Annotated in this window: 24 protein-coding genes and 1 other RNA gene; 15 read left to right on the top strand and 10 right to left on the bottom strand. The window is 62.7% G+C overall.

What is annotated here, in order from left to right; genetic code table 11:
• Positions 1 to 55: 55 nt before the first annotated feature.
• Positions 56 to 1,048 carry an adenosine kinase gene (locus ACJJVH_RS16670; RefSeq protein WP_113372463.1) on the bottom strand — a complete coding sequence of 331 codons (993 nt, stop codon included), beginning with the start codon at positions 1,046 to 1,048 and terminating at the stop codon, positions 56 to 58.
• Positions 1,049 to 1,548: 500 nt separating this feature from the next.
• Between ACJJVH_RS16670 and ACJJVH_RS16665 the strand changes: the two genes are divergently transcribed.
• Positions 1,549 to 2,493, top strand: a complete 945-nt coding sequence (locus ACJJVH_RS16665; protein WP_412064377.1) for an AEC family transporter — start codon at positions 1,549 to 1,551, stop codon at positions 2,491 to 2,493.
• Between the two features lie 165 nt (positions 2,494 to 2,658).
• On the opposite strand, the gene ACJJVH_RS16660 is transcribed toward ACJJVH_RS16665, so the two are convergent.
• On the bottom strand, positions 2,659 to 3,234 hold the full coding sequence (locus ACJJVH_RS16660) for a c-type cytochrome (protein WP_112795555.1): 576 nt from the start codon (positions 3,232 to 3,234) through the stop codon (positions 2,659 to 2,661).
• Between the two features lie 151 nt (positions 3,235 to 3,385).
• Between ACJJVH_RS16660 and ACJJVH_RS16655 the strand changes: the two genes are divergently transcribed.
• Together ACJJVH_RS16655 and ACJJVH_RS16650 are read left to right on the top strand one after the other, a co-directional pair.
• Positions 3,386 to 4,141, top strand: a complete 756-nt coding sequence (locus ACJJVH_RS16655; protein ID WP_112795556.1) for a 3-deoxy-manno-octulosonate cytidylyltransferase — start codon at positions 3,386 to 3,388, stop codon at positions 4,139 to 4,141.
• Positions 4,142 to 4,165: 24 nt separating this feature from the next.
• Positions 4,166 to 5,020: a prephenate dehydratase gene (locus ACJJVH_RS16650; protein WP_113357843.1), complete on the top strand. Its 855-nt coding sequence runs from the start codon at positions 4,166 to 4,168 to the stop codon at positions 5,018 to 5,020.
• Positions 5,021 to 5,027: 7 nt separating this feature from the next.
• Here ACJJVH_RS16650 and ACJJVH_RS16645 read toward each other — a convergent pair whose 3' ends face one another.
• From ACJJVH_RS16645 to ACJJVH_RS16620, 6 genes are all read right to left on the bottom strand, one after another.
• Positions 5,028 to 5,426, bottom strand: coding sequence for a VOC family protein (locus tag ACJJVH_RS16645; protein WP_412064376.1), 399 nt, complete (start codon positions 5,424 to 5,426; stop codon positions 5,028 to 5,030).
• Positions 5,427 to 5,816: 390 nt separating this feature from the next.
• Positions 5,817 to 6,185, bottom strand: a complete 369-nt coding sequence (locus ACJJVH_RS16640) for a VOC family protein (RefSeq protein WP_112795559.1) — start codon at positions 6,183 to 6,185, stop codon at positions 5,817 to 5,819.
• A gap of 297 nt (positions 6,186 to 6,482) precedes the next feature.
• Positions 6,483 to 6,719, bottom strand: coding sequence for a hypothetical protein (locus ACJJVH_RS16635; protein ID WP_112795560.1), 237 nt, complete (start codon positions 6,717 to 6,719; stop codon positions 6,483 to 6,485).
• A gap of 83 nt (positions 6,720 to 6,802) precedes the next feature.
• Entirely contained in the window at positions 6,803 to 7,489 is a 687-nt protein-coding gene (locus tag ACJJVH_RS16630; RefSeq protein WP_112795561.1) for a helix-turn-helix transcriptional regulator, read from the bottom strand.
• A gap of 13 nt (positions 7,490 to 7,502) precedes the next feature.
• The gene (gene nudC / locus ACJJVH_RS16625) at positions 7,503 to 8,462 is read right to left on the bottom strand and encodes an NAD(+) diphosphatase (protein WP_412064375.1); all 960 of its coding nucleotides are present in this window, start codon (positions 8,460 to 8,462) and stop codon (positions 7,503 to 7,505) included.
• Positions 8,459 to 8,869 carry an HIT family protein gene (locus ACJJVH_RS16620; protein WP_113357888.1) on the bottom strand — a complete coding sequence of 137 codons (411 nt, stop codon included), beginning with the start codon at positions 8,867 to 8,869 and terminating at the stop codon, positions 8,459 to 8,461. The genes nudC and ACJJVH_RS16620 overlap by 4 nt, the downstream gene beginning before the upstream one ends.
• A 91-nt stretch (positions 8,870 to 8,960) precedes the next feature.
• Here ACJJVH_RS16620 and ffs point away from each other — a divergent pair.
• From ffs to ACJJVH_RS16600, 4 genes are all read left to right on the top strand, one after another.
• An RNA gene (ffs, locus tag ACJJVH_RS16615) (signal recognition particle sRNA small type) lies at positions 8,961 to 9,057 on the top strand.
• Positions 9,058 to 9,104: 47 nt separating this feature from the next.
• Positions 9,105 to 10,976: a DNA polymerase III subunit gamma/tau gene (locus tag ACJJVH_RS16610; RefSeq protein ID WP_113503935.1), complete on the top strand. Its 1,872-nt coding sequence runs from the start codon at positions 9,105 to 9,107 to the stop codon at positions 10,974 to 10,976.
• A gap of 109 nt (positions 10,977 to 11,085) precedes the next feature.
• Entirely contained in the window at positions 11,086 to 11,409 is a 324-nt protein-coding gene (locus tag ACJJVH_RS16605) for a YbaB/EbfC family nucleoid-associated protein (protein WP_412065187.1), read from the top strand.
• Positions 11,410 to 11,542: 133 nt separating this feature from the next.
• A complete protein-coding gene (locus tag ACJJVH_RS16600) occupies positions 11,543 to 11,947 on the top strand; it encodes a hypothetical protein (protein ID WP_412064374.1) in 405 nt (134 codons plus the stop codon).
• A 79-nt stretch (positions 11,948 to 12,026) separates the two neighbouring features.
• On the opposite strand, the gene ACJJVH_RS16595 is transcribed toward ACJJVH_RS16600, so the two are convergent.
• Positions 12,027 to 12,503, bottom strand: a complete 477-nt coding sequence (locus tag ACJJVH_RS16595; protein WP_112795565.1) for an Lrp/AsnC family transcriptional regulator — start codon at positions 12,501 to 12,503, stop codon at positions 12,027 to 12,029.
• A gap of 114 nt (positions 12,504 to 12,617) precedes the next feature.
• Here ACJJVH_RS16595 and ACJJVH_RS16590 point away from each other — a divergent pair, with 114 nt between their 5' ends.
• Both ACJJVH_RS16590 and ACJJVH_RS16585 read left to right on the top strand, forming a co-directional pair.
• On the top strand, positions 12,618 to 13,154 hold the full coding sequence (locus ACJJVH_RS16590) for an RBBP9/YdeN family alpha/beta hydrolase (protein ID WP_412064373.1): 537 nt from the start codon (positions 12,618 to 12,620) through the stop codon (positions 13,152 to 13,154).
• Between the two features lie 93 nt (positions 13,155 to 13,247).
• Positions 13,248 to 13,859, top strand: a complete 612-nt coding sequence (locus tag ACJJVH_RS16585) for a LysE family translocator (RefSeq protein ID WP_112795566.1) — start codon at positions 13,248 to 13,250, stop codon at positions 13,857 to 13,859.
• A 2-nt stretch (positions 13,860 to 13,861) separates the two neighbouring features.
• Here ACJJVH_RS16585 and ACJJVH_RS16580 read toward each other — a convergent pair whose 3' ends face one another.
• On the bottom strand, positions 13,862 to 14,482 hold the full coding sequence (locus ACJJVH_RS16580) for an MOSC domain-containing protein (protein WP_112795567.1): 621 nt from the start codon (positions 14,480 to 14,482) through the stop codon (positions 13,862 to 13,864).
• Between the two features lie 57 nt (positions 14,483 to 14,539).
• Between ACJJVH_RS16580 and recR the strand changes: the two genes are divergently transcribed.
• From recR to infB, 6 genes are all read left to right on the top strand, one after another.
• Entirely contained in the window at positions 14,540 to 15,145 is a 606-nt protein-coding gene (gene recR / locus ACJJVH_RS16575) for a recombination mediator RecR (RefSeq protein ID WP_092720325.1), read from the top strand.
• A 194-nt stretch (positions 15,146 to 15,339) separates the two neighbouring features.
• Positions 15,340 to 16,623: a lytic murein transglycosylase gene (locus tag ACJJVH_RS16570; RefSeq protein WP_412064372.1), complete on the top strand. Its 1,284-nt coding sequence runs from the start codon at positions 15,340 to 15,342 to the stop codon at positions 16,621 to 16,623.
• A 159-nt stretch (positions 16,624 to 16,782) separates the two neighbouring features.
• Positions 16,783 to 17,388, top strand: a complete 606-nt coding sequence (gene rimP / locus ACJJVH_RS16565) for a ribosome maturation factor RimP (protein ID WP_412064371.1) — start codon at positions 16,783 to 16,785, stop codon at positions 17,386 to 17,388.
• A 62-nt stretch (positions 17,389 to 17,450) separates the two neighbouring features.
• Positions 17,451 to 19,058: a transcription termination factor NusA gene (nusA, locus tag ACJJVH_RS16560; RefSeq protein WP_112795570.1), complete on the top strand. Its 1,608-nt coding sequence runs from the start codon at positions 17,451 to 17,453 to the stop codon at positions 19,056 to 19,058.
• Positions 19,055 to 19,747, top strand: coding sequence for an RNA-binding protein (locus tag ACJJVH_RS16555; RefSeq protein WP_112795571.1), 693 nt, complete (start codon positions 19,055 to 19,057; stop codon positions 19,745 to 19,747). Before nusA ends, ACJJVH_RS16555 begins: the two co-directional genes overlap by 4 nt.
• 101 nt (positions 19,748 to 19,848) lie before the next feature.
• Positions 19,849 to 22,572 (top strand): translation initiation factor IF-2, encoded by a 2,724-nt coding sequence (gene infB, locus ACJJVH_RS16550; RefSeq protein WP_412064370.1) that lies wholly within the window; start codon positions 19,849 to 19,851, stop codon positions 22,570 to 22,572.
• The last annotated feature ends 31 nt before the right edge of the window (positions 22,573 to 22,603 follow it).

The following is a 22,603-nucleotide window of genomic DNA, read 5'->3' as shown; positions in this document are numbered from 1 at the left end:
GCCGCCCGGCATTTCGCGGCGAGCGGCTTTCGTAGTCGCGAGCGGTGGATTTCCGTCAGAGAAGCCCGAACTGCCTGGCGGCTTCCGACAAAGACCGCATCGGCCGCGGTCCGATCTGTTCGATGACGATAGCCGCGGCGAGATTGCCGAGCCTGGCGCAATCTTCCAGGTTGCGACCCTGCGTGTAGCCGAAGAGGAAACCGGCGGCGAAGAGATCGCCGGCGCCGGTCGTGTCGACACGCTCGTCGATCGGATGAGCATCGACGACATAGCGTTCGTCGCCGCGTACGATCACCGCGCCATCCTTGCCGATCGTAACGGCGGCGATCTTGCAATCGGCTGATATCAGTTTCAGCGCCTTTTCAAAGTCGTCGGTCTCGTAGAGCGAAAGCGCTTCGTCGTGGTTGGCGAAAACGATATCGACAGTGCCCGAGCGCATGAGATCGAGGAATTCGTCGCGATAGCGGCCGACGCAGAAGCTGTCGGAAAGCGTCATCGACATCTCGCGGCCATTGGCATGGGCGATGCGGGCGCAGTCGCGAATCGCTTCCTTGGCGCGCGGCGGATCCCAGAGATAGCCTTCGAAATACGTCACCTTGGCATCGGCGACGACGCTTTCCTCCACGTCCTCGGGCCCGAGTTCGACACAGGCGCCGAGATAGGTGTTCATGGAGCGCTCGCCATCCTCCGTCACGAAGATCATCGAGCGGGCGGTCGGCGGGAACGTGCCCTTCGCCCTGGTCTGGTAATGGACGCCCTGAGCACGGATGTCATGGGCGAAAATCTCTCCGAGCTGATCTTCGGCAACCTTGCCGAAATAGGCCGCCCTGCCACCGAAATTCGCCACGCCTGCCGCCGTATTGCCCGCACTGCCGCCCGAAGCCTCCAGGGCCGGGCCCATGCGCGAATAAAGAAGTTCGGCGCGTTCGGCGTCGATGAGGTTCATCGCTGCTTTGGTGATCTTGTTGTCGATCAGGAATTGATCGTTGCAACGGGCGATAATGTCGACAATGGCGTTGCCAACGGTCAGTACATCGAAGCGAGTCATCTATAGGAAGATCCCGGTATTGGTGATAGCCGGTATCCGGTAATATCGGTTTTTCCGAAGTTTGGAAGAAAAATCGGCGCCGGCGCGGCCAGCACAATTCCAAACAGTCATCTGCCTGTCACTTTTCATCTTTAAAAGCCTATCCAGCGGCTGGGATCGGAAGCTCGAAAGTTTCCAAGCCAGTCCGGGAAGGAATGATGCCTTCCGCCTCACCGGTACGCGGGCCGACCACGGATGAACTGGCGGCATGTGCACCGGGGGGATTGTCCGGCGGGGCCGGGCGACCGAGAGCGGGCGAGGCCCGCTTTTTTGTTTTTACGGGTTCTCACAAGCATAGCGCGCCCCGATCCCCGGATCCGCTCCGGGCGCTTCAACCTCCGGAACTTGTGCAGGCCGTCTTCGCAAAACCGCTGCGCACTTTTGCGCGACACGCCGTGGGCAAGCTGCTACAACTCCGGGGTCAAATTCCTCGAGCCACCATCTCACGGCCTTCGCCCGGCATGTCCGAAATTCTTACCGACGTTCTTCCGGTCTTTCTGCTCATTCTCGTCGGCTGGGTGATCGTGCGCACCGGCCTGCTGAAAGCCGAAGTCGGCGAAGCCATGAGCGAGTTCGTCTTCAAGATCGCCGTGCCGCTGCTGCTGTTCCAGACCATCGCGGAGGCGAATTTTCGCGGCGCATCGCCGTTTCGATTGTGGATCGCCTATTTCTCCGGCGTCGCAATCACCTGGACCGCAGGTCATATCGTGGCGACACGGATGTTCGGGCGGGATGCGCGCATCGGCGTGCTGGCCGGCGTCTCGTCCGCCTTCGCCAACACGATCTTCATCGGCCTGCCGCTGGTGGGGCGCACGGTCGGCCCCGATGGCGTGATGGCGATGTCGATCCTGATCGCCGTACACCTGCCGACCATGATGATCGCCGGAACGCTGCTGATGGAACAGGCCGAGCGCAGGGAGAATGCCGGCGCCGGCCGCAGCACCGGCGAGCTTTTGCGGCAGGTCGGCAGGAACCTCGTCCGCAATCCGCTCGTCATCGGGCTTTTCTGCGGTCTCGTCGTGCATGTGACCGGCATCCCCATACCAGCCACGCTGGGGACGGCGGTCGACAGCATCGCCAATATCGCCGGGCCGGCGGCGCTAGTCTCGCTCGGCATGGCGCTGCGGCAATACGGGCTGTCAGGCAATCTGGGCATAGCCAGCGTCATGTCGGCCTTCAAGCTGTTCCTGCTTCCGACCTGCGTGCTGGCAGCCGGCTATCTTCTCGGCCTGAGCCAGGAATGGCGCGCCGCCCTGGTGCTGACGGCGGCGGTTCCAACAGGCGTTAACGCCTGGCTGATTGCCAATCGCTTCAGCGTCGGCCACAGCCTCGCCGCCTCGACGATTACCTTGACGACAGCGCTCGGGGCATTTTCGGTGTCGCTTTGGGCCTATCTGCTCGCATAGCGCAGGTCCGACGCCATCGCTCCTTACCGCATGCAAGGCGGCATCCGGCTCCGGGGTTTTCGATCCGGATCAGAGAACCCGCCGGCGCAAAGATCCGGCCGGGGCCGCAAACGCGAAAAACCCGGCTTTGGCAGCCGGGTTTTCAATCCATCATGTGGGATTGCCTCAGTTCGTAGCGGCCGGCGCGTTCGGGTCCGGCAGCGGCACCTGCGTATCGGCGAGCGTGCGCAGATAGGCGATGACGTTGGCACGATCCTCTTCCTTCGGCAGGCCGGCAAAGCCCATCGCCGTTCCCGCGACGAATTTCTTCGGAGCAGCCAGGAAGTGATAGAGATGATCGTAGGTCCACTTCTCCGAGCCGCCCTTGGAGAAGTCCTTCATGCCGGCCGAATAGGCAAAGCCCTCATGCTCGCCGACCGGGCGGTCGACGACGCCCCAGAGATCGGGGCCAACCTTGTTTGGCCCTCCCTTCTCTCCGGAATGACAGGCCTGACACTTCTTGAAGATCGTTTCGCCGACCTTGGCGTCAGCCTTCTGCAGCAGCTGGGCGATCGGCGTTTCTGCCTTGGGGGCGGCCGCCTTGTCGCCTGCTGCCGGCTCTTCAGTGGCAACGATGGCGAAGCCGGGCTTTTCCGGCACCTCGGTATGGAAAATAAATCCTGACGCGAGCGACACGGACTTCAACACGAACAGCGTGGCCAAAAGCGCCCCGACTCCCATGTTCACGTAGGATGAATTCATCTGCTATGCTCCCCTCGCCGCCGGCATCCTCAGCCGGCCCATCTTGAATTCGCGCGAAACCTATGTCTTTTGGCTGTTTCTTGCAACTCTGCAAACGGCCTCCACCATGAGACGTTTTGACACTTTTCCCGCAGGAATAGAAGGCCCAACAATGACAGATTCAAATTTAGACAAGACGCTGGTCCTTATTCCCGCCCGCATGGCCTCCACCCGCTTGCCGGGCAAGCCGCTGGCCGACATTTGCGGCCTTCCCATGATCGTACAGGTTGCCAGGCGCGCGCGCGAGGCGGCGATCGGTCGCATCGTCGTCGCCGTCGACCATGAGGATACCTACGCCGCGGTCGCCAATGCAGGCTTCGAAGTCGTGATGACCGGCAAGAATCATCAGTCCGGCTCCGACCGCATCTACGAGGCGCTGCAGGCCATCGATCCACAAGGCCGCGCCGAAATCGTCGTCAACGTGCAGGGGGACCTGCCGACGATCGATCCCGAGACCATCCGCGCCTCCCTGCGCCCGCTGGAAGATCCGGACGTCGACATCGCGACGCTGACCGTCGAGATCAGGGACGAGGAGGAAAAGACCTTGCCGAGCGTGGTCAAGGTGGTGGGCTCGGCCATTTCCGACAATCGCCTGCGGGCACTTTATTTTACCCGCGCGACCGCACCCTACGGCAATGGCCCGCTCTATCACCACATCGGCCTCTACGCCTATCGCCGCGCGGCGCTCAAGAAATTCGTGAGCCTCGGCCCGTCGCCGCTGGAACTGCGCGAATCGCTGGAGCAGCTGCGGGCATTGGAAGCCGGCATGCGCATCGATGTCGAGATCGTTGACACGGTCCCGCTCGGTGTCGATACTCCCGCAGACCTCGAAAAGGCCAGACGCATCCTCTCCGCCGCTTCTCTCTGACGGCATTCCCCCAAGGGCAGTTCCATGATCACCAAGACCAACAAGATCTCCTTCCAGGGCGACTACGGCGCCAATTCCGACATGGCCAGCCGCGACATGTTCCCGACCATGGAGCCGCTGCCCTGCCAGACCTTCGAGGATGCCTTTTCCGCGATCGACAACGGCGAGGCCGATCTCGGCATGATCCCGATCGAAAATACGATCGCCGGCCGCGTTGCCGATATCCATCATCTGCTGCCGGATTCGCGCCTGCATATCGTCGGCGAATATTTCATGCCGATCCGCTTCCAGCTGATGGTCCTGCCGGGCGTGAAGAAGGAAGAAATCCGCACGGTGCACAGCCACATCCATGCGCTCGGCCAATGCCGCAACATCGTGCGCGCCAATGGCTGGAAGCCGATCATCGCCGGCGATACCGCCGGGGCCGCCAAGCTGGTGCAGGAAACCGGCGACCGCAGCATGGCGGCGCTGGCGCCGCGGCTGGCCGCCGATCTCTACGGGCTGGAAATCATCGCCGAGAATGTCGAGGACACCGAAAACAACATGACGCGCTTCGTCGTGCTGTCGCGTGACGAAAACTGGGCCGAGCGCAGCACGCCGGAAGAGAAGATCGTCACCACTTTCGTCTTCAATGTCCGCAACATCCCGGCCGCCCTCTACAAGGCGCTCGGCGGCTTCGCCACCAACGGCATCAACATGACGAAGCTCGAGAGCTATCAGCTCGGCGGCCGTTTTGTCGCGACGCAATTCTATGCCGATATCGAGGGCCACCCCTCCGATCCGCATGTGCGCCGCGCGCTGGAGGAACTGCGCTTCTTCTCCGAAAAAGTTCGCATCCTCGGCGTCTACAAGGGCCATCCGACACGGGGCGATCTCTAAATAACGGTCAACCCGACACCTTGGTCACGACCTCGATGCGGTAGCCGTCCGGATCGATGACGAAGGCTGCGAAATAGGTCGGGCCATAATGAGGCCGAAGGCCCGGAGGGCCATTGTCCTTGCCGCCATGCGCAAGTGCGGCCTCGTGAAACGAGACGACTGCCTCACGGCTTGGCGCGGCAAAGGCAAGGTGAAAGCCCGGACCTGGCGCATGAGCTTCGGCGCCGCGCAATTTGATGGCGAACTTGTCGCCTTCGCCTGGCGAGCCATATCCGATCGCCTGATCGGGGTCGCCGGGGCTCAGATCCTCCCAAACCCTGATATAGCCGAGCGGCGCGAAGGCCGCGTCGTAAAAGGCAGCAGCCTTGTCGATATCCGATACGCCGAACGAAATATGATGGAGCAATTGGGCCTCGCATAGCTCTGGTTGTATCGACTGCTCTCCTCTGGAACTGCCGCAAGTCAACTCGAACGATCAGCTCATTCCAGCTCCCTCCCCGCAAGCAGCGGGGCTATCGCATATGGCGCAGGTCGATGCGGCATATACCTTCTCCCCTCGGGGAGAAGGTGGCCCGAAGGGTCGGATGAGGGGGTTGATTGCCTCAGACCCATCGGCTTCGTGCCCTTGGCGACCCCTTCATCCGCCTGCGGCACCTTCTCCCCGAGGGGAGAAGGTGGGTTAAATCGCAACGCCTAGCCTCCCTTCCACCACCGCGCTTGGCGAGAGATCTGGGTCGTTCCCTCTCCCCGCGGGCGGAGAGAGGGCTAGGCTTAGGGGGCAAACGGGATTTCAGTCTTATTTATCCGGCTCACAGACACGAAGACGATGGCCGTCGGGATCGAGAACGACGAAGGTCGGGCCAAAATCCATCGTCGTCAGTTCCTGCGCGATCGGCAGGCCGCGCGCCTTCCAATCCCTGTAGTGCTTTTCGACCGCGCCGGCGCCTTCGACCATGAAGCCCAATTCGCCGCGATTGCCGATGGCCGAGGGTTGCGGCTCGACGCTGCTGCGGCGCCAGAGGCCGAGATTGAAACCATTGTCGAGCGCGAAGGCCACGAAGTTGGGCGAGGCGAAAGCAGGGTCGCGGCCGAGCAGGTCACGATAGAATGGCGTGCTTTCGCCGGGGTCCTTGACATAGAAAATGATGAGGTTGGGGCTGGTCATTTGGATATTCCTCTGGTTCCGGGTGGATATTAAGGGCGTGCGGATGCAGTCAGGCAGACGGAACGGAGCCCGCCGGGATCGCTTCGTCGGCGAATGGCCGAATGCTTGTGAGGATGGGATTCCGAGGTACGCACGCTAATCAGATCAGCATGCTGAACCCGGAGTCGGGGTTGCGCGTATGTCGTTCTGCGGGCGTGCTGGAGCGGTGCCTCGTTTCACGGAACCGCTCTATTTCTATTTCTTTTCTTTCATGCGATTCCGGACGGAAAATCGCTGCGCACTTTTCCTGGAATTGCCCTAACGCATCCGGTCTTCCTCGCTGTAGACGGGACGTCCGTCCAGGAAACCCAGGTCGCGCTTCACGGAACTTGGCGCTTCCTCGATATCAAGGCGGTTCCAGCGGCGGGTGAAATAGCCAAGCGCAATCTGCAAGAGGCGAGCCGGCCATGCCGGCATCGAAGAATTTCTGCTTTCGCGCACCTCGACGCCGCCGCGATGCAATTCTTTCGTCGTGATGAAAACATTGCTTGCCATGACCGGCCATCCTTCCTGCTTGGATGGTTCCGATCATAGCCAAGCCTGCTGACAGTTTCTGGCAGTAGCGTTGCGTCGGCGACTCAGTCGTGGGCCAGGCCCTCGCGCGCCTGCCACTCTCTTGCGAGCGTAACGCGCCGGCGCGGGTAGCGCGCCTCCAGCACTGCGAAGTCGACGATACGGTCGGCGCGGAAATGGCGGTAGTCCTGGCGCAGCTCGCACCAGGCCATGACGATGCGCGCATTGTCGAAGTAGCCGAGCGCGAAGGGCCATATGCGCCGGGTCGAAATGGCGCCGTTCACGTCGCCATAGGTCAGTTGCACCATGCGTTCCCCACGGATCGCCTTGCGCATGAGGGAAAGATCGGCCTTGTCTTCCGTGATGCGGCGGGTGGCGACGACAACCGCCGCCTGATCGACAGCTTCGCGCATATCGGCGGGCAGAACGGCGGCGATCTTGGCAAGCGCATCGGCGCCGGCCGCCGCCAGCCGCGAATCGGTTGCGCGCGCCACCCATCGCGATCCCAGCACCAGCGCCTCGATCTCATCCTGCGAAAACATCATCGGCGGCAGCATAAAGCCGGGTTTCAGCACATAGCCGATGCCCGGCTCGCCCTCGATCATGGCGCCCTGCGCCTGCAGGCTGGCAATATCGCGATAGAGCGTGCGCAGGCTGACGCCGGTCTCCTCCGCCAGAACGGCGCCGCTGACCGGACGGCGGTAGCGCCGCAGCGTCTGCAGCAGCGTCAGCAAGCGTTCCGAGCGGGCCATGGCGGGTAAGGACCTAGCGCTTCCATTCCACCCAGTCGCGCATCAGGCGATGGGCGATGGCGCCCTTGGGCGGGGATGTGTTGCCGGAGGCCGAGACGCGATCGAGCATGGCGAGCGTTTCCGCCGGCGTGAACCAGCGGCAATCCTCGAGTTCGGCCTCGTCCATATGGATTTCCGTCGATTTCGCCTCCGCGTAGCAACCGATCATCAGCGAGTGCGGCATCGGCCAGGGCTGAGAGGCATGGTAGCGGACGCGCCCGGCAAGAATGCCCGATTCCTCATGCGTCTCGCGGCGCACGGCATTCTCGATGGTTTCGCCCGGCTCGACGAAACCGGCGAGACAGGAGTACATGCCCGGGGCGAAATGATGGCTGCGGCCGAGCAGGCAGAGGTTCCTTTCCTCATCGATCGTCAGCATGATGACGACGGGGTCCGTGCGCGGGAAGATCATGTGCTCGCAGGCCGTGCAGACGCGCTTGTAGCCGCCGATCCGGTTTTCCATGACCGAGCCGCAGCGGCCGCAGAAGCGGTTGTCGCCATTCCAGCGGATGAGGCTCATGCCTTGCGCGGCCTCACCCAGGATTTCGCCTTCCAGCAGGAAATCGCGCCAGAGCGAGCGCATGTCGGCGGGCTTGTACTGGCCGGCAAGTTCGTCGGCGTTGACGCGAACGGGCACGGCGAGCCGGGGCTCGCCCGTCTTGCGATAACCGAGAAGGACGGCCTCATCCCAATCCGGATCGAGTTCCTGCAGTTCATAGCGGGCAAACAGCGGATCGAGCACCTGCCCGTCATGCTTGAGGACCAGCCGATCCTGGGCGAAAGCCAGGATATGCGTGCCTTCCCGGGCAAGCGCATGCTTGATCGATTCCTCGTCACGATGCTCGGCATCCCGGTTGAGCTGGTTTTCCGCAAAGGCGGTGAGACTGCTGGCTTCCGGATGCGGGGCATCCGAGGAAAAAATGGAATGGCTCATTGTGAAAGCATTTCCCGCAACTTGGCTATCAGGCTGTTCATCTCTTCGTCCGAATAGGGTTCCGCCTTGCCATAGCCCCAGACCGGACCGGGCCAGTTGGCGTCGCCTTCGAACCGCGCAATGACATGAACATGCAGCTGACGGACGATATTTCCAAGTGCCCCGATATTGATTTTTGTCGCACCCGTCACCGTCTTCAAGGCGCTCGCGACCTTGTCGGTCTCGAAGGTCAGCAGGACGCGATCGAGCGGCATCAGCTCGAAAACCTCCGATTTTTCGGGCCGGCGGGGAACCAGCAGCAGCCACGGCCAGCGACGATCCTTCATCAGCCGCACGTCGCAAAGGCCCGTGATGGCCACGGAAACACTGTCATTCGCCAGACGGTCGTCGAGCGTAAACTCCTTCAAGGGGGCATCCTCCATTGTTTTATCAAATGTTTAGCAGTTTTTTTTGACCTTGGCTTGCTTTTGATGACGATATTGCCGATATGTGCATCCGGGAGGTTGGTGGTGGACGAGCCACTCGCCAACCGGGTCAGGTCCGGAAGGAAGCAGCCCTAACGAGCCCGGCACGGGTCATCGTGCCAGCCTCCCACCCTTTCCGAAAGCAAGACCCGGCTTTCTGCGGGCAATAAGCAGGGCGATGAGCGACAGCGAGCGACAAGCAAAAGATGCCGCCTCGACCGGCACCAGTTACCGGGTGCTGGCCCGCAAGTATAGGCCCAAGGACTTCACGGACCTGATGGTCGGCCAGGAGCCGATGGTTCGCACGCTGACCAACGCGTTCGAAACCGGCCGCATCGCCCAGGCCTACATGCTGACCGGCGTCCGCGGTGTCGGCAAGACGACGACCGCTCGCATCCTTGCCCGCGCCCTGAATTACAAGACCGCCGATATCGACCGGCCCACCATAGACCTGCGCGAGCCCGGCGAGCATTGCCAGGCGATCATGGAAGGCCGCCACGTCGACGTCATCGAGATGGACGCCGCCTCGCACACGGGCATCGACGATATCCGCGAGATCATCGAGCAGGTGCGTTACCGGCCGGTCTCGGCACGCTACAAGGTCTACATCATCGACGAAGTGCACATGCTCTCGACGGCGGCCTTCAACGGCCTGCTGAAGACGCTGGAAGAGCCGCCCGAGCATGTGAAGTTCATCTTCGCCACCACGGAAATCCGCAAGGTGCCGATCACGGTGCTGTCGCGCTGCCAGCGCTTCGACCTGCGCCGCATCAGCGCTTCCGATCTGGTCGGGCTGTTCACCACCATTGCCGGCAAGGAAGGCATCGAGGCCGAGCCGGAAGCGCTTGCCATGATCGCCCGCGCCGCCGAGGGCTCGGCGCGCGACGGCCTGTCGCTGCTCGACCAGGCGATCGCCCATGGCAGCGGCTTCGTGGCCGCCGACGCCGTGCGCGCGATGCTCGGGCTTGCCGACCGCGCCCGCATCGTCGATCTCTTCGGCCATATCGTCAAAGGCGATGTCGCAGCGGCGCTTGCCGAATTCAACAGCCAGTACGAGGCCGGCGCCAATCCTGTCGTCGTGCTGACCGATCTTGCCGATTTCACCCATCTCGTGACCCGCCTGAAATATGTGCCGGATGCCGCCGACGATCCTTCGCTGAGCGAAGTCGAGCGCACGAAAGCGGCTGAATTCGCGCAAGGCGTCGCGGTGACGGCGCTTTCGCGCATCTGGCAGATGCTATTGAAGGGCATCACCGAGACGGAGAATGCATCGCGCACCGCCGGCGCTGCCGAAATGGTGCTGATCAGGCTGGCCCATGCCGCCCACCTGCCGGCGCCGGAAGATGCCGCGCGCAGGCTCGCCGAATTTTCCGACGGCAATGGCGGCTCCCGCCCGGCGCCTTCAGCGCCCGTCGGCGGCGGAGCGCCGGTGTCCTACCAGGGCAACGTCATGGCGCGCGCCGTCGAGACGCAGGCGCCCCGGCCGGCGCCTTCGGCGCCCGTCGCCATGTTGCGCGCCGTGCCGAATACGCAACCGGATTCGCCGCCGGTCGGGCGCATCGAACAGAAGCCGGCCGAAGCGCCGAAACCGCTCGTGCCGATCAATTCGATGGCCGATATCGCCGAACTCGCCGGCCAGAAGCGCGATCCGAAGCTGAAGGCACTCGTGCGCGCCTTCGTGCGCCCCGTAAAGCTGGAGCCGGGCAGGCTCGATGTCAGCCTGACACCAGGCGCTCCCGGAACGCTGCTGAACGAGCTTGCCGGCAAGCTCAGGGAATGGACCGGCATCCACTGGATCGTCAGCCTCAGCCGCGAGGAAGGCCAGCCGACTCTGGTGGAAGCCGAGGCGAACGCGCAGAAGCAGCGGGTCGCCGACGCACGGCAGGACCCCGACGTCGCGGCCATCCTCGCCCAGTTTCCGGGCGCAAAGATCATCGACGTGCGGGTGCGGGCACCGGAGACGGACGACGAGGAGGAAGCCACCGCTCCGCCAGCCGTCGCCGAATCCATCGATGGCGACATCCTGCCGGGCGACGATATAGAATTCTGAGGCCGGGATGGACGATAGCGGACCCGCATCGGCTTGAGGCCGGCGGCGGCCATGACGGCATATCCGAGCCGACGAGCAGCAGACACTTGCAGAAGAAGGAACAATGACGATGCGCGACATCATGGGCATGATGGGCAAAGTGAAGGAAATGCAGGCGAAGATGGAGAAGATGCAGTCGGAGATCGCCGACATTCGCGTCGAAGGCAAGGCCGGTGGAGGCCTCGTCACCGTCACCGTCAACGGCAAGGGCCTGATGCTCGGCCTCAAGATCGATCCCTCGCTCTTCAAGGAAGACGATGTCGAGATCCTCGAGGACCTGATCGTCGCCGCCAACAAGGATGCCCAGGAAAAGGCCGAGGTGATCGCCGCCGAAAAGACCCGCGAACTCACCGCCGGCCTGCCGATTCCGCCCGGCTTCAAGCTGCCGTTCTGAGACGGGCAGATCATTCCAAAAATATTGCTGCAGCAGTCCACAACCCTGAAGCGTCGGCGCCCTTGAATTCTCCCTGATTGATACAAACGTTTTACATGAGTGGGGATTTAAGGAGCGGCAGACGCTGCACGGCATGTCTTATTCGGAAAAGCCCAAAGTTTCCTTTTGGCTGCGTCTTTCCCAGGTGGAACTGGACTTAATCACATATGCGGTCATAGCCATCATAGTCGTCGGTACGCTGTGGGGAGTGCATGAAGCCAACCTCTGGCGCATCAACCACTTTCCGCACGCTCAAGCGACCGTTACGCGTATGTGGCCTGCGACTGTGAACCTAGGCCATGGCCGAACGAAAGCCCTGACACTGGCCGAAATCGCTTTTGTCAGAACGCATCTTGGAAAATCCTACGACTGCAAGAACACGATCGAGGTCGGCGAGCCAGATACCACCTTTCGGGTGGGCGATCATCTCGATGTCGTTCCACGAACGGGCAGCTGCTATAATGCGCTTATAGCGCAGCAGCTTACGACATCGCGCTGAACGGGGAGGCATTCCGACCGAGCCGGTCGCGACAGGCCATCATGCATTACCCTGAGAGATAACCCATAGGGGTCCCCAATTAACGGGCGGCCGCCTTGCGGATCAATTCGCGGCCGATCGCCTTTACCGGCTCGTTTCGCAGCACCAGCGATGTCGTCACCGCGCCATGGCGGGCAATGGAATCGACGATGGTTTCAAGGTCGGCCGGCGTTGGCACGAGAACCTTGAGCAGGAAGCAATCCTCGCCCGTCAGCCTCAACACCTCGATAATTTCAGGCATTTCCGAAAACTGCTTCAGATAGGGCCGGATGTGCTCATGAGTGGTCCGCAGCCGGATGACCGCCATCATGCCGAGCCCGACGGCCGAGGGATCGATGACGGCGCGGTAGCCGGCAATCACGCCGCGTTCCTCCAGCCTCTTCAGCCGCTCCGAAGCCGCCGGTTGCGAAAGGCCGACCCGGCGGCCGAGCTCCGATACCGAAATCCGCCCATCCTGCTGCAGGATTTCGATGATCGACAGATCCGTCGGGTCCAGTTCTCTTTCGCTACTATCCATATCTCACCTTCAATTCATCGGTTTGCAAAAGCTTTATCCGATGAGTTGCAATGTCAATCGGCCAGAGGACATGGCAGCTTTTCCTCCGCAGCGGAATATGGAGAAAGGATGGAGATGAGCGACATCATCATGCTTCCGGGCCTTGGCGGCTCGGGTGAAGACCATTGGCAGACATTGTGGGAGCACAGGGACCCAAAAATGCGCCGGTTCCGGCCTTCGAGCTGGGACAGACCGGAGCTGGCGGACTGGATCGCCGCGCTCGAACGGGAAATCGCCCGGTCGGCAACGCCGCCGATCCTGATCGCACATAGCCTGGCCTGCCAGCTCGTCGCCCATTGGGCTCCATCGGCGACCAAGGCGATCCTCGGCGCCTTTCTGGTGGCCGCGCCCGATCCGACAGGAAAAATCTATCTTGCCGAGGCCGGCAGCTTCGCCGATCCGCCGCGGCAGCGGCTGCCGTTTCCAACCCTGCTCGTCGCCAGCACCGACGATCCCTTCGGCTCCTGGGACCATGCCCGATACAGCGCCGAAATCTGGGGCAGTACGTTGGTCGGCGTGGGGCAGCGCGGCCACATCAATGCGGCATCCGGGCTTGGAGACTGGCCGGAAGGCAAGACGATCTTCGAACGTTTTCGCGCGCAGATCGGCTGAAGGCAAAATGGGGCATTTGGAAAAGCGGTGCCGGGGTGCTATTTCTGGATTTCCTTCAGAAGACTTCCGGCTTGACCGATCGGAGAGAATGCGATGAGCCTGTCGATGCTGTTTATCTTTGCCGGTGCGCTGTTCATTGCGGCGGGATCACCCGGGCCGAGCATCGCCGCGCTGGTGGCACGCGTGCTCACCAAGGGCGCGCGCAACGTGCTGCCCTTTCTCTCCGGCATGTGGATCGGCGAGGCGATCTGGCTGACCTGTGCCGTTGCCGGGCTTGCAACCATCGCCGAAACCTTCCACCTGGCCTTCGTGGCGATCAAATGGCTCGGTGTCGCCTATCTGCTCTATCTTGCGTGGAAGATGTGGTTCGCGGCCTCCGACGCGGCGGAGGAACAGCTTCCGGACGAGCAATCGGCCGTACGGCTTTTCCTCGCCGGCTTCACCGTCACCATGGGCAATCCGAAGATCATGGTGTTTTACGTCGCGCTGCTGCCTTCGATCATCGATCTGCATGCGGTCACGATTTCCGGCTGGGCCGAGCTGGTGGCGACGATGTTTGTCGTGCTTATCGTCATCGATCTTTCCTGGGCCATGCTTGCGGCGAAGGCGAGGACCTTCCTCAAAAGCCGCCGCGCGGTGCGCATCGCCAATCGCGCCAGCGCCGGCACCATGGCGGGTGCAGCCGTGGCGATCGCCATGCGCTGAAGCTAACGCGCGCCGCCTTCGAGCGTCGCGCGCAGCTTGTGGTGGATGGGCGCCGAAAGATAGCGTGCCCGATCGCCCGGCGACAATCGCCTGCCGAATGTCGCCATCATCTCGGGCATGGTCACGCGCTCACCCGCATAAGGCCGATAGACGACCGGCATTCCCGCGTTCACGGTGCCACACGCCAACACACGGCAATAAATCCCCGGACGACCCGCGCCGGTATAACGCTTGACGAATTGCGGATCGCCCATCTTCGCGGCAAAGGTGGCGCAAGGAATGCGCGCGGAGGTCACTTCCAGAACAAGATCGCCAGCCATGAATCTGTCGCCGACTGCGACATGGCAATTATCGAGGTCCTCTATGATGAGGTTTTCGCCGAAAGCGCCGGGTTGCAGCGGCCTTCCAAGCGCGGTTGCCCACCAGTTCAGCGTCAGCGAACCCTCCACATAGACGGCCTGGTCGCGGCCGCCATGATGCTCCCGATTGCAGACGGCATCCCCGAGCAGCCCTTCCGTGTCGATCATCACGGCGCCGTTGACGGCATGCTTGTTGATGCCCGTCTTCATTTTCCTGCCGGGAAGCGTTTCCGCGGCGCCGAGGCAAACGGCCAGAATTTTCATCGGTCAACCGTCCCTTCCGTGATTCCGTTCTCCGAGCATATGGGCTAAAAGCCTCCCATGGCAAAGCGAGTCACCGGCCCCGAAATCGAAAAACTCATCCAGCTTCTGGCGAAGGTGCCGGGCCTTGGGCCGCGCTCGGCGCGGCGGGCGGCGCTGCATCTGATCAAGAAGAAGGACCAGCTTCTCGGACCGCTGTCCCACGCCATGGGCGATGCATACGACAAGGTGAAGATCTGCTCGCGCTGCGGCAATGTCGACACCGTCGATCCCTGCACCGTCTGCACCGACGACCGGCGCGACCAATCCGTCATCATCGTCGTCGAGGATGTGTCCGATCTCTGGGCGCTGGAGCGTGCCGGCGCCATGAATGCCGCCTATCATGTCCTCGGCGGCGTCCTCTCGCCGCTCGATGGCGTCGGGCCCGACGATCTCAATATCCGCGGGCTGATCGCCCGCGTCGGCGAAGGCGGCATCCGCGAGATCATCATCGCGGTCAACGCCACCGTCGAAGGGCAAACCACGGCACATTATATAACCGACCAGCTGGCTGGCCTCGAGGTCAAGATCACCCGCCTTGCGCATGGGGTGCCGGTCGGAGGCGAACTCGACTATCTGGACGAAGGCACGCTGGCGGCGGCGCTGAGGGCGCGGACGGCGATTTGAGACGGAGACAACTGAGTATGAGGAGAGTGCGCACCCCCCTCTGTCACTTCGTGACATCTCCCCCAAAAGGGGGGAGATTGGTTGCTTGCTGCACCGACCAACCTCAAACCGACATAGTATCTGCAAAGACCGAAGGACATCGCGTCGACGAGGGCAGCTGCAAATTCCCAACGATCTCCCCCCTTGTGGGGGAGATGTCGCGACAGCGACAGAGGGGGGTGCCGGCGGCTCGGCACACCCGGCACTTCCTTTTGCTCCTCTGCATCCTCCTCCTCGCCCTCCTGCCCCTGCCCACTTTCGCCGCCTCGAAGGCCGATGTCGAAGCGCAATTCCAGGCCTGGATACAGAAGGATCTCTGGCCGGAAGCGCGAAAGGACGAAATTTCGGAAAAGACCTTCAAGGCCGCTTTTGCCGGCGTGACGCTGAACTGGGATCTGCCCGACCTTGTGCCGCCGGGTTTCCCCAAGCCGAAGGAGCAGAAGCAGACCCAGGCCGAATTCTCCTCGCCCGCTCCCTACTTCAACGAGGCGCGGCTGCAGAAGCTGGCCGCGACCGGGAGGGGTCTCGCCTCGCAATATGGGCCGGTGCTGCGGCGCATCGAGAAGACCTACGGCGTGCCGGGGCCGATCCTGCTGGCGATCTGGGGCCGCGAGACCGGCTTCGGCATCGCCAAACTGCCGAATTCGGCGATTCAGGTACTGGCGACCAAAGCCTTCATGTCCACGCGCAAGGATATGTTCCGCACCGAGATCATCGCGGCACTGCACATCCTCGAACACGGCGACGTCACGCCGGAGCAGTTCAGGGGCTCATGGGCCGGCGCCCTCGGCCAGCCGCAGTTCATGCCGACCAACTATCTGAAATATGCCGTCGATTTCGATGGCGACGGCCATCGCAATATCTGGACGTCAGTACCGGACACGCTGGCATCCATAGCCAACTATATGGTGCAGAAGGGCTGGCAGCGCGGCCGTGGCTGGGGCTATGAGGTCGTCATCCCGCAAAACGTCTCCTGTGCCCAGGAAGGGCCCGATCTTGCCAAACCGATCTCGCAATGGGCATCGCTCGGCATCAAGCGGGTTTCCGGCAAATCGTTTCCGGCCGACGAATTGCGGGCCAGCGGCATGATGCTGGTTCCGGCCGGCCGCGACGGGCCGGAATTCATCGTGACGCCGAATTTTTATGCCATCAAGGAATACAACAACTCCGATCTTTACGGCCTCTACATCGGCAATCTCGCCGACCGCATCGCTTCCGGCAGCGGCGCCTTCGAGGAAAAATGGGGCGATGTCGGCAAGATGCTGCGCTCGGATGTGGCCGGCATGCAGAAAGCCCTGGAACACAAGGGCTACGACGTCGGCGGCACCGATGGGCTTCCAGGCTACAAGACGCGGCGCTCGATCGGCCGGTGGCAGGAAAAAAGCGGCATGAAGCCAACCTGCTACCCCGACAGCTCCATGCTCGGCGTGCTGAAATAGGCCCGCAAACGGCTTTCGGCGCGAATGCCTTGCAATTTGCCGGAAAGAGGCTTATATCGGCTTCAAATTCTTGATCGTGCGATGAAGAGTGGGCCGCAAGGACCCGCTCTTTTTTATTAGCTCGATCTCCCATTGCATGAACAATGCAGGAGCGAATGCTTGTCGGACGTGACAAACGCAGACAATACCAACGAACCCAGGCTGATCGTCGAAACCGGCCTTGATCAGCGCGTCGCCGCCATCATCGAGCCCGTCCTTGTGGGCATGGGCTTCCGCCTGGTGCGCGTGCGTCTCCTGAATTTGAACGGCCTGACGCTACAGATCATGACCGAACGCAACGACGGCACCATGACCGTCGAGGACTGCGAAGAGGTCTCCATGGCCATTTCGCCGGTGCTGGATGTGGAAGATCCGATCGACAAGGCGTATCATCTGGAAGTGTCTTCGCCCGGCATCGACCGCCCGATGGTGCGAAAGTCGGATTTCCAGCGTTGGATCGGTCATATCGTCAAGTGCGAAACGTCGATCCTCGTTGAGAGCCGCAAGCGGTTCCGCGGCAAGATCGTCGCCGTCAACGACGACGGCTTCACGATCGAGCGCGACGAGGCCACCCGTGGCGAAGAACTCAAGGTAACCATTCCGTTCAGCACGCTGGCCGACGCCAAGCTGATCCTGACGGACGATCTCATCCGCGACGCGCTGCGCGCCGACAAGCTGACCAAAGCCCAGGCAGCGAACCAGAACGAAGCGGACGACGAAGAATAACCGATCAACGAACCGCCTGACGGAACGGGAACCCAAGGGCAGGAAGACGGAGACTAAAGACAATGGCAGTCAGTGCGAACCGGCTAGAACTTCTGCAGATCGCAGATGCAGTGGCGCGCGAAAAGGTCATCGACCGCGAGATCGTGCTTGCCGCAATGGCGGACGCGATCCAGAAGGCCGCGCGCTCGCGTTACGGCACGGAGTCGAACATCCGCGCCGACATCAATCCGAAGACCGGCGAAATCCGTCTGCAGCGCCTGCTCGAAGTGGTGGAAAAGGCCGAGGACTATTCCACGCAGATCCCGCTGGAACTGGCCCGCGACCGCAACCCCGACGCCGCCCTTGGCGATTTCATCGCCGATCCGCTGCCGCCGATGGATTTCGGCCGCATCGCCGCCCAGTCGGCCAAGCAGGTCATCGTGCAGAAGGTGCGCGAAGCCGAGCGTGACCGCCAGTTCGACGAATTCAAGGATCGCGTCGGCGAAATCGTCAACGGCACGGTCAAGCGCGTCGAATACGGCAACGTCATCGTCGATCTCGGCCGTGGCGAAGGCATCATCCGCCGCGACGAGATGATCCCGCGCGAAAACTTCCGCTACGGCGACCGCGTCCGCGCCTATGTCTACGACGTCCGCCGCGAGCAGCGCGGTCCGCAGATCTTCCTGTCGCGCACGCATCCGCAATTCATGGTCAAGCTCTTCACCATGGAAGTGCCCGAAATCTACGACGGCATCATCCAGGTGAAGTCGGTTGCCCGCGATCCGGGCTCGCGCGCCAAGATCGCCGTCATCTCCAACGATTCGTCGATCGATCCGGTCGGCGCCTGCGTGGGTATGCGCGGTTCGCGCGTCCAGGCCGTCGTCGGCGAGCTGCAGGGCGAGAAGATCGACATCATCCCCTGGTCCAACGAGCCGGCGAACTTCGTCGTCAACGCACTGCAGCCGGCGGAAGTCGCCAAGGTCGTTCTCGACGAGGACGCGGAGCGCATCGAAGTCGTGGTTCCCGACGAGCAGCTGTCGCTGGCCATCGGCCGCCGCGGCCAGAACGTCCGCCTCGCATCGCAGCTGACCGGCTGGGATATCGACATCATGACGGAAGCCGAGGAATCGGAGCGCCGCCAGAAGGAATTCAACGAACGCACCAACCTGTTCATGGAAGCGCTCGACGTCGATGAGATGGTCGGCCAGGTTCTGGCTTCGGAAGGCTTTGCCGCCGTCGAGGAACTGGCCTATGTCGATCTCGACGAAATCGCCTCGATCGACGGTTTCGACGAAGAGACCGCCCAGGAAATCCAGGAGCGCGCCCGCGAATATCTGGAACGGCTGGAAGCCGAAATGGACGAGAAGCGCAAGGCGCTCGGCGTATCCGACGAGCTGCGCCAGATCAACGGCATGACCGCACAGATGATGGTCGCCCTCGGCGAGGACGGCATCAAGACGATCGAGGACTTCGCCGGCTGCGCCGCCGATGATCTCGTCGGCTGGAGCGAGCGCAAGAACGGCGAAACGAAGAAGTTCGAAGGCCTGTTCTCCAAGCTCGAAGTCTCGCGCGTCGAAGCGGAACAGATGGTCGTGCAGGCTCGCCTGCTGGCCGGCTGGATCACCGAGGCCGATCTCGCCGCTGAGACGACCGAAGAGGTCGCGGAGGATGAAGCCGAGCAACAAGCATGACGATCACCGAGGGGCCGAGCGCACCGCCTGAAGACGACGATCTCGGGGGTGACGGCGCAAACGGCCGCATGTGTATCGTAACACGCGAGAGCGGATCGCCCGACGAGTTGATCCGCTTCGTGGCCGCTCCCGACGGGACCGTTGTTCCCGATCTGAAGCGGCAGCTGCCGGGACGCGGCTGCTGGGTCAAGCTCGACCGGGCGCTGGTGGACAAGGCGGTGGCGAAGAAATTGTTTGCTCGCGCCTTGAAGGCGGAGGTGACGGCACCGGGCGATCTCGGTGCCATCGTCGACCGCCTGCTTGTCGCGCAGCTGGCCGGGATGATGCATATGGCGCGCAAGGCGGGCCAGTTCGTCAATGGGTCGTCGAAGGTCGATGGCGCTGTTCGCAATGGATCGGCACTGGCCGTGTTCCACGCGATCGATGCCGCTGCCGACGGCGTCCGCAAAATAGACCAGGCACGCAAGGCCTGGCATCTCGGTATGGAAACCGAACAGGAAATACCGTCATTCCGTGTCTTCACGGAGGCGGAAATGGAAGAACTGATGGGCCAGAATGCTTTTATCCATGCCGCAGCGCTTGCGGGGCGGGCGGGTGAAGGTGTAGTGAAGCGCGCAAACCTGCTCGAACGGTACCGCAACGGCGGTCAGTCCCGGGCAACGGGCGGCGCTGGCCGGCGAAAACAATGACGCGGTCACCGGCCACTGCCGGACGCCTCATTAAGGTACATGCATTGAACGACAGGGTCTGACGGACGTTTCCGAGCCCTGTCCGAAGGAACGGGAACGGAATGACCGACAATCAAGACGACAAGACGCTGAGTGCATCGGGTAAGAAAACCCTCACCCTGAAGCCGTCAGGCGTGAACCAGGGTACCGTGCGCCAGGACATGGGCCGCGGTCGCACCAAGGCGGTCGTGGTTGAGACCCGTAAGCGCCGCCCGCTGCGTCCTGAAGACGAAAAGCCGATCACAGCTTCGACGACGACGGCCGCCGCGCCATCCGTGACGCGGGTTGCAGAACCGACACCGCAGCCGCCGCGTCCGCCGCAGCCGGCTCCGCGCATTCATCAGCCCGGCGGACAACAGCGGCCGGGCCAGTCCAACCAGGGCTATCAGCAGCGGCCGCAGCAGGAACGCTCATCGCGGCCGGTGGTTCTGAACCATCTTTCCGCCGATGAAATGGATGCGCGTCGCCGCGCACTCGCCGACGCTCAGGCCCGCGACGCCGCCGATGCGATCCGTCGCGCGGAGGAAGAGGCACGCCGCCGTCAGGAAGAAGAGGCACGCCGCATCGCCGAAGAGGCCGAGGCTGCCCGCCGCGCCGCCGAGGAAGCGGCCCGCGCTGCCGAGGCCAAGGTCGAGGCCCCCGCGCCGGTGGAAGCACCGAAGCCGGCTGTGCAGGCAGCTCCGGCTCCTGCCGCCGCGCGTCGTCCCGATGCGGCTCCGCAGACGGCACGTCCCGGCGCCCCTGCCGCCGAGGCACCGGCAAACCGCCGTCGCGTCAACGAGGAAGAGAGCGATCGCGGCCCGCCGCGCGGCGGCGCTCCGGCCCGCGGCAAGGTCACGCGCCCCGAGCCTGCAAAGCCCGTTACCACGCGTCCGAAGACCGACGAAGAACGCCGCCGCGGCAAGCTGACGGTAACGACGGCCAACGTCGACGAAGACGGCACCGCTCGCGGCCGCTCGCTTTCGGCCATGCGCCGCCGCCAGGAAAAATTCCGCCGCAGCCAGATGCAGGAAACGCGCGAGAAGATTTCGCGTGAAGTCGTTCTGCCGGAAACCATCACCATTCAGGAACTGTCGCAGCGCATGTCCGAACGCGCCGTCGACGTCATCAAGTACCTGATGAAGGAAGGCCAGATGATGAAGCCGGGCGACGTGATCGACGCCGACCTGGCGGAACTCATCGCCGGCGAATTCGGCCATACGGTCAAGCGCGTTTCGGAATCCGACGTCGAACAGGGCATCTTCGACGTTGCCGACGACGAAGGCGAACTGGTTTCCCGTCCGCCCGTCGTCACCATCATGGGTCACGTCGACCACGGCAAGACCTCGCTGCTCGACGCCATCCGCCATGCCAACGTGGTGGCCGGCGAAGCCGGTGGCATCACACAGCACATCGGCGCCTATCAGGTGGAGCAGAACGGTCAGAAGATCACCTTCATCGATACGCCCGGCCACGCCGCCTTCACGGCGATGCGTGCCCGCGGCGCCCAGGCGACCGATATCGCCATCCTCGTGGTGGCGGCCGACGACAGCGTGATGCCGCAGACGATCGAATCGATCAACCACGCCAAGGCGGCGGGTGTTCCGATCATCGTCGCGATCAACAAGATCGACAAGCACGAAGCCAATCCGCAGAAGGTCCGCACGGAACTGCTGCAGCATGAGGTCTTCGTCGAATCGATGGGCGGTGAAGTGCTCGACGTGGAAGTCTCCGCCAAGAACCGCACCAACCTCGACAAGCTGCTGGAAGCCATCCTGCTGCAATCGGAAATCCTTGATCTCAAGGCCAATCCGAACCGCACGGCGGAAGGCACCGTCATCGAAGCCCAGCTCGATCGCGGCCGCGGCTCCGTCGCGACCGTCCTCGTCCAGAAGGGCACGTTGCGCCCCGGCCAGATCGTCGTTGCCGGCGATCAGTGGGGCCGCGTGCGTGCGCTGATCAACGACAAGGGCGAGCATGTGAAGGAAGCAACGCCGGCAACGCCGGTCGAGGTTCTCGGCCTGTCCGGCACGCCGGCGGCGGGCGACAAGTTCGCCGTTGTCGAAAGCGAAAGCCGCGCCCGCGAGATTTCCGAGTATCGCCAGCGTCTGGCCCGCGACAAGGCCGCTGCCCGCCAGTCCGGCCAGCGCGGTTCGCTCGAGCAGATGATGACCCAGTTGCAGACCGTGGGCGTGAAGGAATTCCCGCTGGTGATCAAGGGCGACGTGCAGGGCTCGATCGAGGCCATTGCCGGCGCGCTCGACAAGCTCGGCACCGACGAGGTCCGCGCCCGCATCGTCCATTCGGGCGCAGGCGGCATCACGGAATCGGATATTTCGCTCGCCGAAGCTTCCAACGCGGCCATCATCGGCTTCAACGTCCGCGCCAATGCCCAGGCTCGCCAGTTCGCGGAGCGCGAAGGCATCGAAATCCGCTACTACAACATCATCTACGATCTGGTGGATGACGTGAAGGCAGCGATGTCGGGCCTGCTCTCTCCGGAACGTCGCGAAACCTTCCTCGGCAATGCCGAGATCCTCGAGGTGTTCAACATCACGAAGGTCGGCAAGGTCGCGGGTTGCCGCGTCACCGAAGGCAAGGTCGAGCGTGGCGTCGGCGTCCGCCTGGTGCGCGACAACGTCGTCATCCACGAAGGCAAGCTCAAGACGCTCAAGCGCTTCAAGGACGAAGTATCGGAAGTCAACGTCGGTCAGGAATGCGGCATGGCCTTCGAAAACTACGAGGACATCCGTGTCGGCGACACGATCGAATGCTTCCGCGTCGAGCATATCACCCGCACGCTGTAAGCCGTCTTTCGCTTTGAGAAATACCAAAACC

Source organism: Rhizobium sp. SYY.PMSO (assembly GCF_046840415.1).
Taxonomy (GTDB): Bacteria; Pseudomonadota; Alphaproteobacteria; order Rhizobiales; family Rhizobiaceae; genus Rhizobium.
This window is presented reverse-complemented; position numbering and strand designations above follow the sequence as displayed.